The organism is Streptomyces sp. NPDC033178, assembly GCF_055577685.1.
Window position 1 is genome coordinate 26,212 of record NZ_JBVIPT010000031.1, and the last position, 12,977, is coordinate 39,188.

The 12,977-nt window shown below is 71.0% G+C and carries 14 protein-coding genes; 4 read left to right on the forward strand and 10 right to left on the reverse strand.

Translation table 11 applies throughout. From position 1 onward, the window contains the following. Nucleotides 1-49: 49 nt before the first annotated feature. The 3 genes from ACZ5VQ_RS46100 to ACZ5VQ_RS46110 all read right to left on the reverse strand — a co-directional run bounded on the left by ACZ5VQ_RS46100 (nucleotide 50) and on the right by ACZ5VQ_RS46110 (nucleotide 1,891). The gene (locus ACZ5VQ_RS46100) at nucleotides 50-559 is read right to left on the reverse strand and encodes a mycothiol transferase (RefSeq protein WP_469110235.1); all 510 of its coding nucleotides are present in this window, start codon (nucleotides 557-559) and stop codon (nucleotides 50-52) included. Nucleotides 560-647: 88 nt separating this feature from the next. Beyond that, nucleotides 648-1,058: a Zn-ribbon domain-containing OB-fold protein gene (locus tag ACZ5VQ_RS46105; protein ID WP_469110278.1), complete on the reverse strand. Its 411-nt coding sequence runs from the start codon at nucleotides 1,056-1,058 to the stop codon at nucleotides 648-650. A gap of 107 nt (nucleotides 1,059-1,165) precedes the next feature. Beyond that, the gene (locus tag ACZ5VQ_RS46110; RefSeq protein WP_469110279.1) at nucleotides 1,166-1,891 is read right to left on the reverse strand and encodes a TetR family transcriptional regulator; all 726 of its coding nucleotides are present in this window, start codon (nucleotides 1,889-1,891) and stop codon (nucleotides 1,166-1,168) included. Nucleotides 1,892-2,132: 241 nt separating this feature from the next. Between ACZ5VQ_RS46110 and ACZ5VQ_RS46115 the strand changes: the two genes are divergently transcribed. Further along, nucleotides 2,133-3,158, forward strand: a complete 1,026-nt coding sequence (locus tag ACZ5VQ_RS46115) for a hypothetical protein (protein ID WP_469110236.1) — start codon at nucleotides 2,133-2,135, stop codon at nucleotides 3,156-3,158. A 70-nt stretch (nucleotides 3,159-3,228) separates the two neighbouring features. On the opposite strand, the gene ACZ5VQ_RS46120 is transcribed toward ACZ5VQ_RS46115, so the two are convergent. The 3 genes from ACZ5VQ_RS46120 to ACZ5VQ_RS46130 all read right to left on the reverse strand — a co-directional run bounded on the left by ACZ5VQ_RS46120 (nucleotide 3,229) and on the right by ACZ5VQ_RS46130 (nucleotide 6,160). Then, the gene (locus ACZ5VQ_RS46120) at nucleotides 3,229-4,497 is read right to left on the reverse strand and encodes a hypothetical protein (protein WP_469110237.1); all 1,269 of its coding nucleotides are present in this window, start codon (nucleotides 4,495-4,497) and stop codon (nucleotides 3,229-3,231) included. A 58-nt stretch (nucleotides 4,498-4,555) separates the two neighbouring features. Then, nucleotides 4,556-4,945: a hypothetical protein gene (locus ACZ5VQ_RS46125; protein WP_143641084.1), complete on the reverse strand. Its 390-nt coding sequence runs from the start codon at nucleotides 4,943-4,945 to the stop codon at nucleotides 4,556-4,558. 282 nt (nucleotides 4,946-5,227) lie between these two features. After that, a complete protein-coding gene (locus tag ACZ5VQ_RS46130) occupies nucleotides 5,228-6,160 on the reverse strand; it encodes a MurR/RpiR family transcriptional regulator (RefSeq protein WP_362076322.1) in 933 nt (310 codons plus the stop codon). Nucleotides 6,161-6,287: 127 nt separating this feature from the next. Here ACZ5VQ_RS46130 and ACZ5VQ_RS46135 point away from each other — a divergent pair, with 127 nt between their 5' ends. The 3 genes from ACZ5VQ_RS46135 (at nucleotide 6,288) to ACZ5VQ_RS46145 (ending at nucleotide 7,893) form a co-directional block, all read left to right on the forward strand. Further along, a complete protein-coding gene (locus ACZ5VQ_RS46135; RefSeq protein WP_469110238.1) occupies nucleotides 6,288-6,833 on the forward strand; it encodes a GNAT family N-acetyltransferase in 546 nt (181 codons plus the stop codon). Nucleotides 6,834-6,888: 55 nt separating this feature from the next. After that, nucleotides 6,889-7,599 carry a ribonuclease H family protein gene (locus tag ACZ5VQ_RS46140; protein WP_469110239.1) on the forward strand — a complete coding sequence of 237 codons (711 nt, stop codon included), beginning with the start codon at nucleotides 6,889-6,891 and terminating at the stop codon, nucleotides 7,597-7,599. A gap of 99 nt (nucleotides 7,600-7,698) precedes the next feature. Next, nucleotides 7,699-7,893: an antitoxin gene (locus ACZ5VQ_RS46145; protein ID WP_362076331.1), complete on the forward strand. Its 195-nt coding sequence runs from the start codon at nucleotides 7,699-7,701 to the stop codon at nucleotides 7,891-7,893. A gap of 107 nt (nucleotides 7,894-8,000) precedes the next feature. Here ACZ5VQ_RS46145 and ACZ5VQ_RS46150 read toward each other — a convergent pair whose 3' ends face one another. The 4 genes from ACZ5VQ_RS46150 to ACZ5VQ_RS46165 form a co-directional block, all read right to left on the reverse strand. Further along, complete coding sequence (locus tag ACZ5VQ_RS46150) at nucleotides 8,001-8,897, reverse strand: hypothetical protein (RefSeq protein WP_469110240.1); 897 nt, start codon at nucleotides 8,895-8,897, stop codon at nucleotides 8,001-8,003. Between the two features lie 156 nt (nucleotides 8,898-9,053). Then, nucleotides 9,054-10,391, reverse strand: a complete 1,338-nt coding sequence (locus tag ACZ5VQ_RS46155; protein ID WP_469110280.1) for an alpha/beta hydrolase family protein — start codon at nucleotides 10,389-10,391, stop codon at nucleotides 9,054-9,056. Nucleotides 10,392-10,743: 352 nt separating this feature from the next. Then, entirely contained in the window at nucleotides 10,744-11,622 is an 879-nt protein-coding gene (locus ACZ5VQ_RS46160; RefSeq protein WP_362088048.1) for a poly(ethylene terephthalate) hydrolase family protein, read from the reverse strand. Between the two features lie 71 nt (nucleotides 11,623-11,693). Beyond that, nucleotides 11,694-12,848, reverse strand: a complete 1,155-nt coding sequence (locus ACZ5VQ_RS46165; protein ID WP_469110241.1) for a PucR-like N-terminal domain-containing protein — start codon at nucleotides 12,846-12,848, stop codon at nucleotides 11,694-11,696. Nucleotides 12,849-12,977 lie beyond the last annotated feature (129 nt).

The following is a 12,977-nucleotide window of genomic DNA, read 5'->3' on the forward strand; positions in this document are numbered from 1 at the left end:
TGACGCGCCGACCTCACGGCACACGCGTCCTCTCACGGCACGGCCGCCCTCAACGGCCCTCCAGGATCCCCCGGGCGAACGCCGCCTGACCCACGTGCTGCAGATCGTCGGCCAGGACGCTGACCAGGCGGGCGCCCAGCGTGACGGGCGGGGACCAGTTCTCGTCGACGATCCCGTCCAGGTCGTCGGCGCGCAGGTCGCGCAGGGCGGCCAGCGTCTGCTCGTGGACGGCGTCGTAGTAGCCGAGCAGGAGGTCGCCCGAGTCGACCTGGACCTTGGCGACCTGCCGGGGGGTGTGGCCGTAGCCCGTGTCCCGGCCGGGCAGGCCCAGGGCGAAGCGGTCCGGCCAGTCCTGCGACAGCCAGACCTGTTTCAGTCCGAAGGCGTCGGCGACGTGGTCGTCCTGGACACGGGTGAGATGCCAGACCAGCCAGCTGATCGAGTTGGTCCGGTCGTCGATGCGGGTGTTGAGCTCGCCGGGGGAGAGGCCGTCGACGGCGGCATGGACCTCTTCCCGGATGCGACCGTACGCGTCGACGAGAACGTCCTTGGCTTGCATGGGCTCCTCCACGCTCTCCGCGGGTTCCTGTCCCTGCCCAGTGTCCCCCGCGGACCCGCCGCGCGCGTCGCGCCGGTGGGAGAGCCGGTCAGTGCCAGCCGGAGTACGGCTCCTCGACGAGCTTGAACACCGGTTCGCGGCGGACCGGGTCCAACGCCGTGGTGAGCTGGACACGGTCACCCGTACGGATCGCTATGAGCGGTCCCGTGACCCGGCCCCGGACGGTGAAGCCCTCCGCCATCTCGACGAGCGACACATTGCGCGCGCCCGGAGTGTTGCGCTGGACGACGGTGGCGTGGCGGATGACTCCCAGGCCCGCGCTGCGCTCCGTCCGCAGGTCGCTGCCCTGGCAGACCGGGCAGAGCAGCCGGTGGAACATGGCGGTCCCGCACCAGCGGCAACGCTGGTAGAGGAGCCCTTCCTCGGCGGCCGGGGCGGTGGTCGTCGCCTCCGGGTCGAGTACGCCCGTCGTGGTCCCGCTTCCTCGGTGGAACACGATGTCATCTCCCTGCGCTGGGCCGGAATCTGAAGAAGTGCGCGGAGCGCCGTGCACAACCTCAGAATATGGCACGCAGTGTCACGCGTAAAGGCACTCAGTACCCTCAATCATTCGGGATTTCGACCGAGAGCCGTCTCGACCTCCTGGACGACCCGCCACATCGGCGCACCACGTCGGGAGATGACGACGACCACGTCGTCCTCCGTCGGCTCCTTCGCCGGCTCGTCGGTCGGCTTCTTCGCCGGTCCGACGGGCCCGGGGCCCGGACCGAAGACCTGCTGGACATGGGCGAGCGCGTGGTCCACCTCCGCGCCCGCGTCGCTCTGACCGTCCGAACGCAGCCAGGACCGCAGCCCGTTGTTGTGCGCGGCGACGACGGCCGCGGCGATCACGTCGGCCCGCAGCGTCCCGTCACGACGACCGGCGAAACGCCCGCGCAGATACTCGGCGAGCGCGCGCTCGTACCGCCAGACCACCGACAGTTCGTACGTCCGCAGCCCCGGGACCTTCTTGGTCAGGCGGTAGCGCTGGACGGAGAACGTGGGGTTCTCGGCGTACATGCGCAGCACTACGCGAGCGGCGTCGCAGACCCTGGCCACCGGGTCGTCCGCGTCCCCGCTGCCGCTGCTGCCGTTGTCCTTGCCGAGGAAGTCGTTCATCTCGGCCAGACAGCGCTCGTGGTCCGGGAAGACCACGTCCTCCTTGGACGGGAAATACCGGAAGAAGGACCGCCGGCCGACCCCCGCGAGAGCCACGATCTCGTCGACGGTGGTCTGTTCGTACCCCCGCTCCAGGAACAGCTGGAAAGCCGCCGCGACGAGGGAGTCCCGCATCGTCGGCTTCGGAGGTGTCGCATCGGCCGCCTGGTCAGGGCGGGGTGCCTCGCTCATGGTGGGGAACCTAGCACCGGACGAGACACGGATGGCACTCGGTGTGCTCCGATCAGGGAACTGAGTGCCATGCCCGGTCGGGGCCGGGTGCCGTCCGGTCCGAGGCGCCGAGTAGGGTCCGGGCCTGTGCCCGGCCGTGAGGCCGGAGTGAACGCTGGTGCGGGTGTGACGGGGGTCGGAAATCGTGCGGCGCTGGATCAAGGTGTCGGTGGCGGCTGCGGTGGTGCTGGGCATCGGCGGCTACGTGGCCGAGCCCTACGCACAGGACTGGATGCTGGCCGGCAGCGCGTGCGGCGGGGCGCTGCCCCGGGACGTCGTGGACCGGCTCACCCCGGACGACGCACACCTGGAGAGCGAGGAGTCCCGGCAGAGCGGCGCCCTGGGCTCGTACGCGTGCGACCTCACCATGGAGGGCGACGAGGTGAACGACTCACGCCTCATCGGCATGGAGGCGTACACCCGGCGCGACGACCAGGACCGGGAGTTCTTCCGGGCCTTTCCCGAGGAGGGGTTCTCCTCGCAGTCCGCGGTGCCCGAGGGGCTGCCCGGATTCATCGACCGCCTCGGTGTGATCCAGCTCCTGATGCCCTGCCCGGACCTCCCGAAGGACGCCGAAGGACGGCAGAGCAAACTCCTGGTATGCACCTGGATGGGCCGGGACACGCTGTACGGGGTGCCGGGAGCCGCGTACCAGGCGGTCGTCGCGCTCGCCAACTCGGCCTCGGACCGGCTGGGTTGCGGCGCCGAAGCGCTCAGGGCACCGAAGGGGAACCCGGTGCCGCCCACTCTCGGGGACGAGCCCGAGGCCGTGCCGCTGACGCGGGCCAAGGGCACTGGCTGCGAGTGGGTGACCGGGGCGGGCCTGCCGGCGAGCGGCGACTGGCGCGTCGAGGCGGGCATGAACGACTCCGCGCCCACCGGACAGTGCGACCTGAGCAGCGAGGCGGGCGACAACGGCAACGACAAAGGGATGTACTTCGCCGCCTGGTACGGAGACTGGAGCAACCGCCTCGTCTTCGAGGACAGCAACGGCGAGTACCTGTCGACGACGGCCACCGCCCGCTGTGACGGCGAGGCCGCCAACTTCGCCCTCAGCGCCTCCGACGACATACCCGGCGTCGACAAGGCCGCCAAGCAGCGCATGTTCAAGCAGTTCGCGCAGAACCAGGTGGACCGGCGCGGCTGCTCCGAGCTCCGGTTCCGCTTCTGACCGCTGGTGCCTCGTCCGGCTGGTAGACCGTCACTCCTAGTCGGCGGTCATCCCTGGTCGACGGTCATCCCTAGTAGATGGTCATCCACAGCGCCCGTACGTACCAGTCGTCCACCAACTGCCGCATCGTGGCGGCGCGTTCGGCGGACACGTGCCGTTCCTCTGCCCACCCGTCGAGGACCGTGAACAGCTGGTGGCGGCCGTCCATCAGGTCGCCGCGCACCGGACCGGTGGCCTTCCGGTCCGCGATGTCGCCCATCGGCGGGCGGTCGTCGAGCTGCCGGGACGCGGGGCGGAAGATGCCACGCGTGTGCTCGCGCACCGCCTTGTCGAAGGCGGCGAGGTCGGGGATCGTCCCGTTCCTGACGTACGCGGCGCGGTACTTCATGAGGTTGCCGACCCGGCCGGACATGTCCTGGAGGTCGTTGTCGGGCCAGTCCTGCGGGGTCGACTCGAAGCGCCTGTCGGTCGAGGGGCGGAAGTCGGGGTCGCCCCCCGAGCCGGTCAGCCGTTCCAGGTAGTACGCGAAGTAGGCGCGCTCGGCGTCGTAGAGGATCGCGAACGCCTCGGGATCCTTGGCGAGTTCGGCGACGAGGTACTCGATGTTCGCGTCGGCGTCCGCGTAGCTGTCGCTGTGCTCGAAGACCACGTGCGCCTCGTCCGCCGCCAGGAAGCGTCCGTACCGGGAATAGCCGTTCGGGTCGGGCTGGGCCTCCTCGGCGGGCACCGCGGGGCGGTTGGCGTCGTCGTCGCCGAGCGAGCCGTCGCGTCCCGCGTCCACCACGTACTCGGCCAGCATCCGCGCCACGCCCGGGGCGAGACCGTCGGGGATCTCCACGTCGTGGAGAACGGCCGCCACCGCGTACGCGCCGCGGGCCTGCGCCAGGGTGTGCGGTGCGCCCGACCCCGTGGACCGGGTGGCCGTGTTCACGATGTCGCCGAGTACGCGGGCGCCGTCGGCGCACACCTTCTCGTGCGCCAGCAGCTTCCTGACCGAGCCGAGCCGTTCGAGGTCCTCGCCGGGATCCAGTGCCCTCGTGGCGGCCGCCGCGTCGTCGGCGAGCGCCCGCTTCGAGGCGGGCAGCCGCCAACAGGGCTTGTCGGGGCCGGAGTCGGCGAGCGCGAGCGGAAGAGAGGCCCCGGCCGCGAGAACGACCACGGCTCCGCCCACGACGGCCCAGCGGCGCTTCCGCGGCTGCCCGCGCAACGAGAGGCGCCTCGTCAACGATCCGAACCGGCCCCGAGGTCCGACGGACATCTCCTCGTCGGGACCCTTGACGGATGTCTCCTTGTCGGGACCGTCAGCGCCACCGCCACTCCCGCTTCCCCCATCACGCATCCCGGCAGACTAGCGAGCGTCCGCAGTCGCGAACGCGCCGGGTCCGCGGGTGACCGGCTCAGTGTCCGTGCCGCGTGTTGTGGCTCTCCACCAGGGCCTGGGAGACGACGCGTACACCCCGGGCGATGTGGTTCAACTGCGTGAGCTCGGCCGCGTACAGCTTGATCGTGTTCTCGATGACGGACTCCGGCATCCCCAGGGCGGGCAGCTCGGCCCGGGCGCTGTGCAGCGCGGTGCGCACGACCCGGATCTCCTGCTGGAGCTGGATCTGCGCGTGACGGGCGAGCAGCACGGGCTGACGGATCAGCAACGGATAGCTGGCGTAGCGGGAGGGCACCAGGTCGCGCAGCCATTTGGCAGCCGATCGTTCCCAGTCCCGGTTGCCGGGCGTCTTGACCTGACACGGCCAATCCGTGCTGATGGGGGAGTACGTCAGGGACATGGACATCGCTTCCGAGGTGGCCGGCGGGTGGTGAGGGTCGTTCTTGGCGGCCCCGGTCTAGGGGATGGACCGGGGCCGCCACGGGCGTGCGTGAGCGGTGCCCGTTCAATGCACCCGGGGCCGACACGAGAAGGGAGCGTCGTTCCCGGGCCGACCAGGACCCCACCGGATCCCGATCAGCGAGAAGTATTCATATATACCGTCCGGTACGCAAGGGTATGAAAAAATTCATGTGAAGGCACGGCTGAATCACCCCTTGCGGACACAGGTCACCACATGCCGGAGAGGTCAGTCCTTGACGAAGAACGCGTGCTCGTCCGCGACCTGTTCGTAGTCCTCCAGGCGGGCCTGCGTACGCTCGGGATCGGCGTCGGTCATGGCCTGGAGCAGGGCCGCGGACAGCACCACGGGCGCCGCGTACGAATCGAAGACGAGGCGTGAGCCGGTACCGGTGGCGAAGACGACGTCGGCCTCGTCGGCCAGCGGGCCAAGGCCCAGGTCGGTGACCAGGGCGACGCTCAGCCCGGCCCGCCGGGCGACCCGCATGGCCGTCAGCGTCTCGTGCGCGTGCCGGGGCATGGTGAAGGCCAGCACCCAGGTGCCGCCCGCCTCGCGCGACTGCAGCAGGGCGTCGTAGGCGACGCTGCCCCCCCGGGTCACCAGCCGGACGTCCGGGTGGATGCGACGGGCGGCGTATGCGAAGTATTCGGCCAGCGAACCGGAGATCCGCAGCCCGAGAATGGTGAGCGGGGTCGATCGCGAGAGCGCGCGGCCGGTCTCGATGACCTGCTCCGGGTCCGCGAAGTCGCGCCGCAGGTTCTCCAGGTTGTCGATCTCGGCGTCGACGGCCGCCTGAAGTTCGTTCGGCCGGGCCGCCTCCGCCTCCTCGGCGGCCTCGGGCGTGCTGGCCAGCTTGCTGAGCGCGATCGACTGGAGGCGCTCGCGCAGCGCGGGATAGCCGCTGAAGCCCACCGCCGTGGCGAAGCGGGTCACCGAGGGCTGGCTCACGCCCACCCGCTCCGCGAGGTCGGTGATCGACAGGAACGCGGCTTCGGTGATGTGCTCGATCAGGTACTGGGCGATGCGGCGCTGTCCCGGAGAGAGCCGGGGGCCGTCGAACAGTGCCCGCAGCCGTGTGGTGGGAGCGGCCTCCGCCTCAGGGACCGGTTTTCCCGAGCTGATCGCAGACGCCTGCGCGCGGGCCTGCTGCGGCGATGGCACCGATGCGCCTCCTTCGTGTCCCACTGAGGTTCAACATAGCTCACAGGAAGGAGGGTCCGGCGGACAGTTGCGCGTGGTCAGAGGGCCGCCGTCCGGACGGTTATCCGGGCTGTGCTTCGATGCCACGATGAGAAGCGAGAGCGCCGATGTGCCCGGCAGCGGCCCGGTCCGCCCTCGGAACGACGGCGACCTCGACGCCTGCGTCGCCGTACTCGCCGCGGTCCACGAGAGCGACGGCTACCCGGTGAACTGGCCCGACACTCCGTCGCGGTGGCTGACCCCGCCCTCCCTCCTGACGTCCTGGGTCGCGGAACTGGACGGCCGGATCGTCGGCCACATCGGCCTGTCCCACAGCGGCCCGGACGACCTGGCCCCCGGACTGTGGCGCACCCGCCGGGGCACGAGCGACGCCGCGACCGCGGTCGTCAGCCGCCTTTTCGTCTCCCCGGAGGCCCGGGGTCACGGAATCGGCGCGCTGCTGATGACCGAGGCGACACATGAGGCGGCACGGCGAGCCCTCCACCCCGTACTTGACGTCGTCGCCACGGACAGGGCGGCAGCGGCCCTGTACGAGCGCCTGGGCTGGCACCGCCTGGCGACGGTCGAGCAGAGGTGGGCCCCGGATCAGGTGGTCTCGGTCCACTGCTACGCGGCAGAGGCATGCGCCCCGTAGGGGCGCGGAGCCGCACCCGACCACCCACCGTCCCGGAGGTACTCCGACCCCTGGCATGATCGGGCCCATGGGTGAACGCGTAATCGCCGCATGCGACGGGGCATCGAAGGGCAACCCGGGCCCCGCCGGCTGGGCCTGGGTCATCGCCGACGGGACGGGCACAACTCCCACCGAGTGGGAGGCGGGTCCGCTCGGCACGGCGACCAACAACGTCGCCGAACTGACCGCGCTGGAGCGGCTGTTGACCTTCGTGGCCCCGGATGTGCCGCTGGAGATCCGGATGGACTCCCAGTACGCCATGAAGGCCGTCACCACCTGGCTCCCGGGCTGGAAGCGCAAGGGCTGGAAGACGGCGGCGGGCAAGCCGGTGGCCAACCAGGAACTCGTCGTACGGATCGACGAACTGCTCGACGGCCGCTCGGTCGAGTTCCGGTACGTGCCCGCCCACCAGGTCGACGGCGACCCGCTCAACGACTTCGCGGACCGGGCGGCGAGTCAGGCGGCCTTCGTCCAGGAACCGGCGGGGAGCGAGCACGGCTCTCCGGAGCCGCCGAAGTCGCCCGCGGCCAAGAAGACGGCCAAGAGCACGGCGCCCGCGCGCAAGCGCGCCGCGTCCTCCTCCGCCGCGTCCTCCTCGTCGTCCTCGCGCACGCTCAAGGCCAAGTTCCCCGGCCGCTGCCGCTGCGGTCGCTCGTACACCGCGGGCGAGACCATCGCGAAGAACGCCGACGGCTGGGGCCACCCGGAGTGCCGTACCGAGGCCTAGGACCTGGCCTCTGACCGGCTGTTTTCCCGCCCGGATGCGAAATGCTCCACCTGCGGTGACCCTGGAGGCGTGGGGGTGAACTGATCAGGAGGATGACTCATGTCCGTTATGGACAAGATCAAGGGCATGCTGAAGGGCCACCCGGACCAGGCCAACAAGGGTGTCGACAAGGCCGGAGACTTCGTCGACGACAAGACCCAGAGCAAGTACAGCGGTCAGGTCGACAGCGGCCAGGACAGGCTCAAGGACCAGTTCGGTTCGAACCCGGACCAGGACCGGCCGCCGCAGTCCTGACCCCGTCACACCGCGAACGGCACTGGCGGCGAGGGCCTGCCTCGTCGTTGCCACAGGGCCGGTCTCCACGTGGAGACCGGCCCTGTGGCGTTCGTCGCGCCAAGAGGTCAGTGGCCGCGGGCACTTGAGGGGGTACAGGTGGCTGTCGGGCCGGCCAGCATGCCTCCGGTGTAGAGGTTTTGGCCCCGGGGCATCCAGTAACCCAGCTTGGACACGACCGTCGTGCAGGCGTCCGCGAGCCGGGCCCGGACGACGACCGTGGACGGCCTGCCCGGCTGGAGGTCGGTGAGGGCGCAGTCCAGGGCGTACATGCTGCGGGCGCTCGACGGATAGCGGCCGACGAGCGGATTCACGCAGCGCGGGTCGGCCGTCGTCAGCTCCACCCCCGAGGCCTCCTCGCCGATGAGCCCGAAACGGGCGCTTCCGTCCCCCTCGTCGCTGTCGCGGGAGACGGTGTACGTCACCGTCGTGGTCGTGTTCGGCCGCAGCACCTGCCGGTCGGCCTCGATGCGATGGGTGGCGACGGGCTTCGGGTCGGTGAGGGTCAGGGTGGCGCGGACCGTGCCCCGCAGATCGACACCGGCGGGCGACGAACGGACGTGCACGGTGCCGCTGACCTCGTACGTGCCCGGGCCGGGGTGCTCCCTGCCGCCGGGAAGCGGGCCGGTGGCCACGGTCCTGCCGTCGCGCCGCAGGGTCCAGGTGCCGGACGTCCGGCAGGTGTACCGGACGGAGGATCCCGCCCGCCCGCAGGTGGCCGGAGCCGACAGGGACGTACCGGCGCCCCCGCCGCTCGCGCACAGGCTGACGGAGGCCCGCTGCCCGCCCTCGCCCTTCAGGGTGCCCGCGGGGGCGCAGAGCATGGCCGGCGGGGGCGGCTCGGGTGCCTGGGTCCGGTGTGCGGCTCCCGCCGGCTGACCCACTGCGGTCCAGCCCGCTGCGGCCAGGACCGCCACCGCGGTCAGCAACAGGGGCGTCCTGCGAGGCGTGGGGTGGGACGGCATCGACTCCTCCTCCGGCTCCGGGGCGCCAACGGCCGGACATGCGCCGGTCGCGTGCGCTCAGATGCGGTCGCATGCGGTCGAATGTGGTCGCACGCGTCGAGGAGAGGATGCGGGAAGCGCCGACGGCCGGGCCGTTCCCACGCCGGGCGGGACGGGTCAGGGCCGGTACGCGTCGCCCGGATGGGCCAGGTCGTAGGGGCGCAGGTACGGAGTGGGACGGTACGCGGCGTAGCGGGCCGGAGTCGTCGGATCGGCCTGCGCCGCCCGTGAGTTGAGGGTGTCGGCCCCCGTGTCGCCCCATCGGCCCGTGTCGACCCGGTGCTCCAGCGTGTCCAGGGCGGCGACCTGCTCGGCGGGGCTGAACGTGCAGTGACCGGCGTTGTCGACGTACGCCTGGCGCAGCAGCGGGCGCGAACCGCCGGCCGTGGCGGCGCGCAGGTAGGCGCTCTCGGTCTGTACGGGGACGAGGGCGTCGCCGGTGGTGTGGATGGTGAGCTGAGGCTTCGTCAGCCGTCCGGTGAAGGCGCTGGTCCGGCTCATCCAGTCGACCGCCTTCTTGTCGGCCTTGACGCGCGGGGCCGTGTTGAGCGCCCTGAGGTCGGCCTTCAGGGAGCGCCCGGCCGCCTTGTAGAGGCCCTTGACCTCCTTGTACGCCGAGGACGTGCGCAGCAGCTTCGCGTAGTCGACGCCCGTGTTCCAGGACGAGTTGCCGCCCGCCAGCACCTCCGTGTCCTGACGCCAGCTGAACGCCGCGGTCGCGAGGAGGCCCCGGACGGCCGTGTACTGGTTGGCCTGCTGGGCGTTCCAGTCGTCGGGAGCGGGGCGGGGCTGGGAGGGGTCGTTCCAGCCGGGGATGTTGTGCAGGGCCGCCGCGAGGGCGATGCGGGCGCGGCCGTCCGCGGAGGTCTGTGCCTCGGTGACGACACCGGTCAGGGTGGCGGCGGCGGTCGTGGCGGCCGCCTGGTCCTGGAAGCCGGCCAGGGGTATCGAGGCGTCGGGCGCCAGGAGGGTCTTGAGGGCGAAGACCGGATCGAGCGTGTTGTTCCAGTTGGCGACGCCGCCGTGGACCAGCCCGCAGACGGACAGCGATCCGTCGATCCGGTCGCCGTGCCGCTCGGCGATCCTCGTGGTGACGAACCCGCCGTACGACTGGCCCCAGGCGAGGGTCCGCCGGGCCGCCCCGAACCGCTGGGTGAACGCGTCGAGCGTCGCCAGCTGGTCCGGCACCGCGTGCTCCACCGCCCAGCCCGTGGTGGCGTACGAGGAACCCACCAGCGCGTAGCCGTCCTTGAGGAGGAGCGCGCGGGTGGCCGGGTCGGTGACGTTCTGGGCCGGGTTCGGCGCGCCCTTCGGCCGGAATCCGTGGCTGAACAGGAGCACGGTGCCGTTCCAGCCCGCGGGGACGTCCATGACGTACGTCGCGCCGGAGGCGAGCGTGCCCTCGACGTGGACGTCCTCTGCGGTGGCCGGATGGGCCGGGGCCGCGGTCACCATCAACAGGGCGGCGACCGAGAGGAGGAGTCGGCGATTCACGAGGGGATCCCTTCGGCGGTGGGGGCATGACGGCGCAACTGGGCCTGCTCTTGAGGCGGTTGGCGCGACATGTGCACAGCGGGCTTCCTGTGGCGGGGCGGGCACAGTGAAGCTAGGCATGTTTGCGGCGGTGGTCAAGAATGTGCGCAACATCAATTCGGGGCGACATGTCAATTCGAGACGATGTGCGCGCCGCTGTGCCCGTGTGTGTAACCCGCAGGTGCTCGCCGAGGTCCGCCGGGACCTCGGTGAGTACACGCGGGCCGCGCGGTCCGCGTACGGACCGCGCGGCCGTCCCCCCCTCGGGCGAGGGCTATCCCGTGGGGCAGGTGTTCCGGTATTCGCTGATCTGTGTGTTGGGCGCGGGCGCCGGGCAGAGGAACTGCTCGTACCGCACGTCCTCGTCGACGAACCGCTTCAGCCAGGCGATGCTGTACTTCGCGATCGTCACGTTGGAGCCGAGCGCCACGTTGTGGTCCGCGCCCCGGAGCTCCAGGTACGCCTTCTCCGGTGCGGCGGTGAGGCTGTTGTAGAACACCTCCGCGTGTGAGGCGGGTGAGGCGATGGCATCGTTCTCGGCGCCGATGATCATCGTGGGCACCCGGTCGGTCTGCCAGGTCTTGTCGTTGCTCCACGGCATGAGCGGTACGGCGGCCTTGAGTGCGGGGCGCGACTCGGACGCCTTGAGCGAGCCGCCCCCGCCCATCGAATGACCCATCACCGCAAGGCGGTTGGGGTCGATGCGGGTGCGCACGGAGCTGGACTGGACGAGGTAGTCCAGTGCGTTGAGCATCTGGGTGGCGCGGTCGTCGGGCTGGTCGAAGCCCGAGTTGGTCTCCAACGTCAGGACGACGAAGCCCTGCGACGCGAGGCGGGGGCCGTACCAGCTGATCAGCGCCTCCGGCGTCACGAAGCCGGGGCTGACGACGACGGCTCCGAACGTGCCCTGGCTGGTGTCGGTGGGGTAGTAGGCGGTGCCCGACTTGAAGGTCGGACCGTCGACGGTGGTCTGAGCCGTGGCGAAGGGACCGCGCTCGGCGGTGATGGACTGTTCGGTGGGGTCGGGGCCCCGTTGGAAGTCTCCGGGCCCGGCCTGAGCCTCCTGGGGAAGGAGGCTCAGGCTCACCGCCAGTGCGGCGGCGCCGGAGAGGAGGCCTAGGCGTTTCGCTGCGCGGGTGCTGGCATGTCTCATGCCGCCAGAGCATGCTGACCGAAAGTCAGTACCGCTTCTGGCTCAACTGCTGAATTCCGTACGGAAGTTTGTCAGGGCAGCAAGGAACGGCGCACTGACCTGCTGCGCAGCGCGAGCTGAACGTCGAAACGGAATGCCGGGTCGTCGAGCCTGTCGCCGTACAGCGCGGCGAGTTGGCGCAGCCGGTTGCGGGCGGTCTGCGGATGGATGCCCAACGCGGCGGCGACCTCCGGAGCCGTCCGCCCACCGGACGTGAGCAACGCGTCGAGCGTGTCCGTGAGGCGTTCCGCCTTGCCGGGCGGCAGGGTGCGCAACGGCTCAAGTACCTGGTCGGTCAGGAGAGTTCCGATCGGCGAACCGTGCAGGAGATGCAGCTCCGCGAGATGCTCCTCGGCCCTGGGCCGCCCCAGGCGCCGGCCCAGCCGGGCACAGTGCAGCGAGACCCACGCCTCGTTCAGCAGGACGCTCGGGCCCACCGCCACCTCCGTTCCCTCCAGGACGGTCAGCAGGCTGTCGTCGGGCGCCACCAGATGCACCTCACCGCCCCGGCTCACCCGCAGTACGTCCTCGTGGACCGCGGTCAGGTCGGCGGAGGCGGGCAGCACCGCACACCGCACCCGTTCCGGCAGCGGCCAGGCGGCTCTGCGGGCGAGATCGGGCAGCGGTTCCGCGAGCGGATCCCGGTTGCGTTCCAGCAGCCGCGCGGCGAGCAGCCGCCTGGTGCGCAGCACCTCGTCGGCGGCCCCAGCACGCGCCTCCTCGAAGCCCGCCACCGACCCCTCGGCCATCGCGTGGATGTGCGTGAGCACGGCCTCACTCAGCGGGACGGCGATCTCACCGGAGAACTCGGCCTCCCGGGCCACGTCCATGTAGCGGCGGCACGCTACCCGGGCGCCGATCCGGTACGCGGCCTGCAGCCCGTCCATGCCGCGCCCGCTCAGATACTCCAGTCTGCCCAGCCGCTTGAAACGCGGCACATAGTGCTGCTGCGGCGCGTCCGGCTCCTCCACCAGCTCCGTGAACTGCGTCGCGGCCAGCCGGACCGCCTCGGCGAGGTCATGGGCGACGGCGGAGCCGATCGGCTGCCGGTAGCCGCGCACCTCTCTGCGGATGGCCTGCACCATCTCCGTGGTGAGCTCGGGAAGTCTGGCCCGGAGCAGTGGGGCGAGCGCCGGAGGCAGGTCGTGCCATGGGCGCCTGGATAAGAGCGGGTCGACAGCTGACACGTCCAACTCCCTTGCTTGGCCCTGTAGTCGAACTCCCTCCCCCAGTCTTCGGCGGGGAGGTGCCCCAACCTGCGACGCCATGCGCGCTCGCGCCTGGCACGCCGAGAGCACGCTTGTGCCGGCTCTCGA

Coding starts and splice junctions, on each gene's coding strand:
- ACZ5VQ_RS46100 (WP_469110235.1), bottom strand. CDS start 559: ATGCAAGCCAAGGACGTTCTCGTCGACGCGTACGGTCGCATCCGGGAA.
- ACZ5VQ_RS46110 (WP_469110279.1), bottom strand. CDS start 1,891: ATGCGGGACTCCCTCGTCGCGGCGGCTTTCCAGCTGTTCCTGGAGCGG.
- ACZ5VQ_RS46120 (WP_469110237.1), bottom strand. CDS start 4,497: ATGCGTGATGGGGGAAGCGGGAGTGGCGGTGGCGCTGACGGTCCCGAC.
- ACZ5VQ_RS46125 (WP_143641084.1), bottom strand. CDS start 4,945: ATGTCCATGTCCCTGACGTACTCCCCCATCAGCACGGATTGGCCGTGT.
- ACZ5VQ_RS46135 (WP_469110238.1), top strand. CDS start 6,288: ATGAGAAGCGAGAGCGCCGATGTGCCCGGCAGCGGCCCGGTCCGCCCT.
- ACZ5VQ_RS46140 (WP_469110239.1), top strand. CDS start 6,889: ATGATCGGGCCCATGGGTGAACGCGTAATCGCCGCATGCGACGGGGCA.
- ACZ5VQ_RS46145 (WP_362076331.1), top strand. CDS start 7,699: ATGTCCGTTATGGACAAGATCAAGGGCATGCTGAAGGGCCACCCGGAC.
- ACZ5VQ_RS46150 (WP_469110240.1), bottom strand. CDS start 8,897: ATGCCGTCCCACCCCACGCCTCGCAGGACGCCCCTGTTGCTGACCGCG.
- ACZ5VQ_RS46155 (WP_469110280.1), bottom strand. CDS start 10,391: ATGGTGACCGCGGCCCCGGCCCATCCGGCCACCGCAGAGGACGTCCAC.
- ACZ5VQ_RS46160 (WP_362088048.1), bottom strand. CDS start 11,622: ATGAGACATGCCAGCACCCGCGCAGCGAAACGCCTAGGCCTCCTCTCC.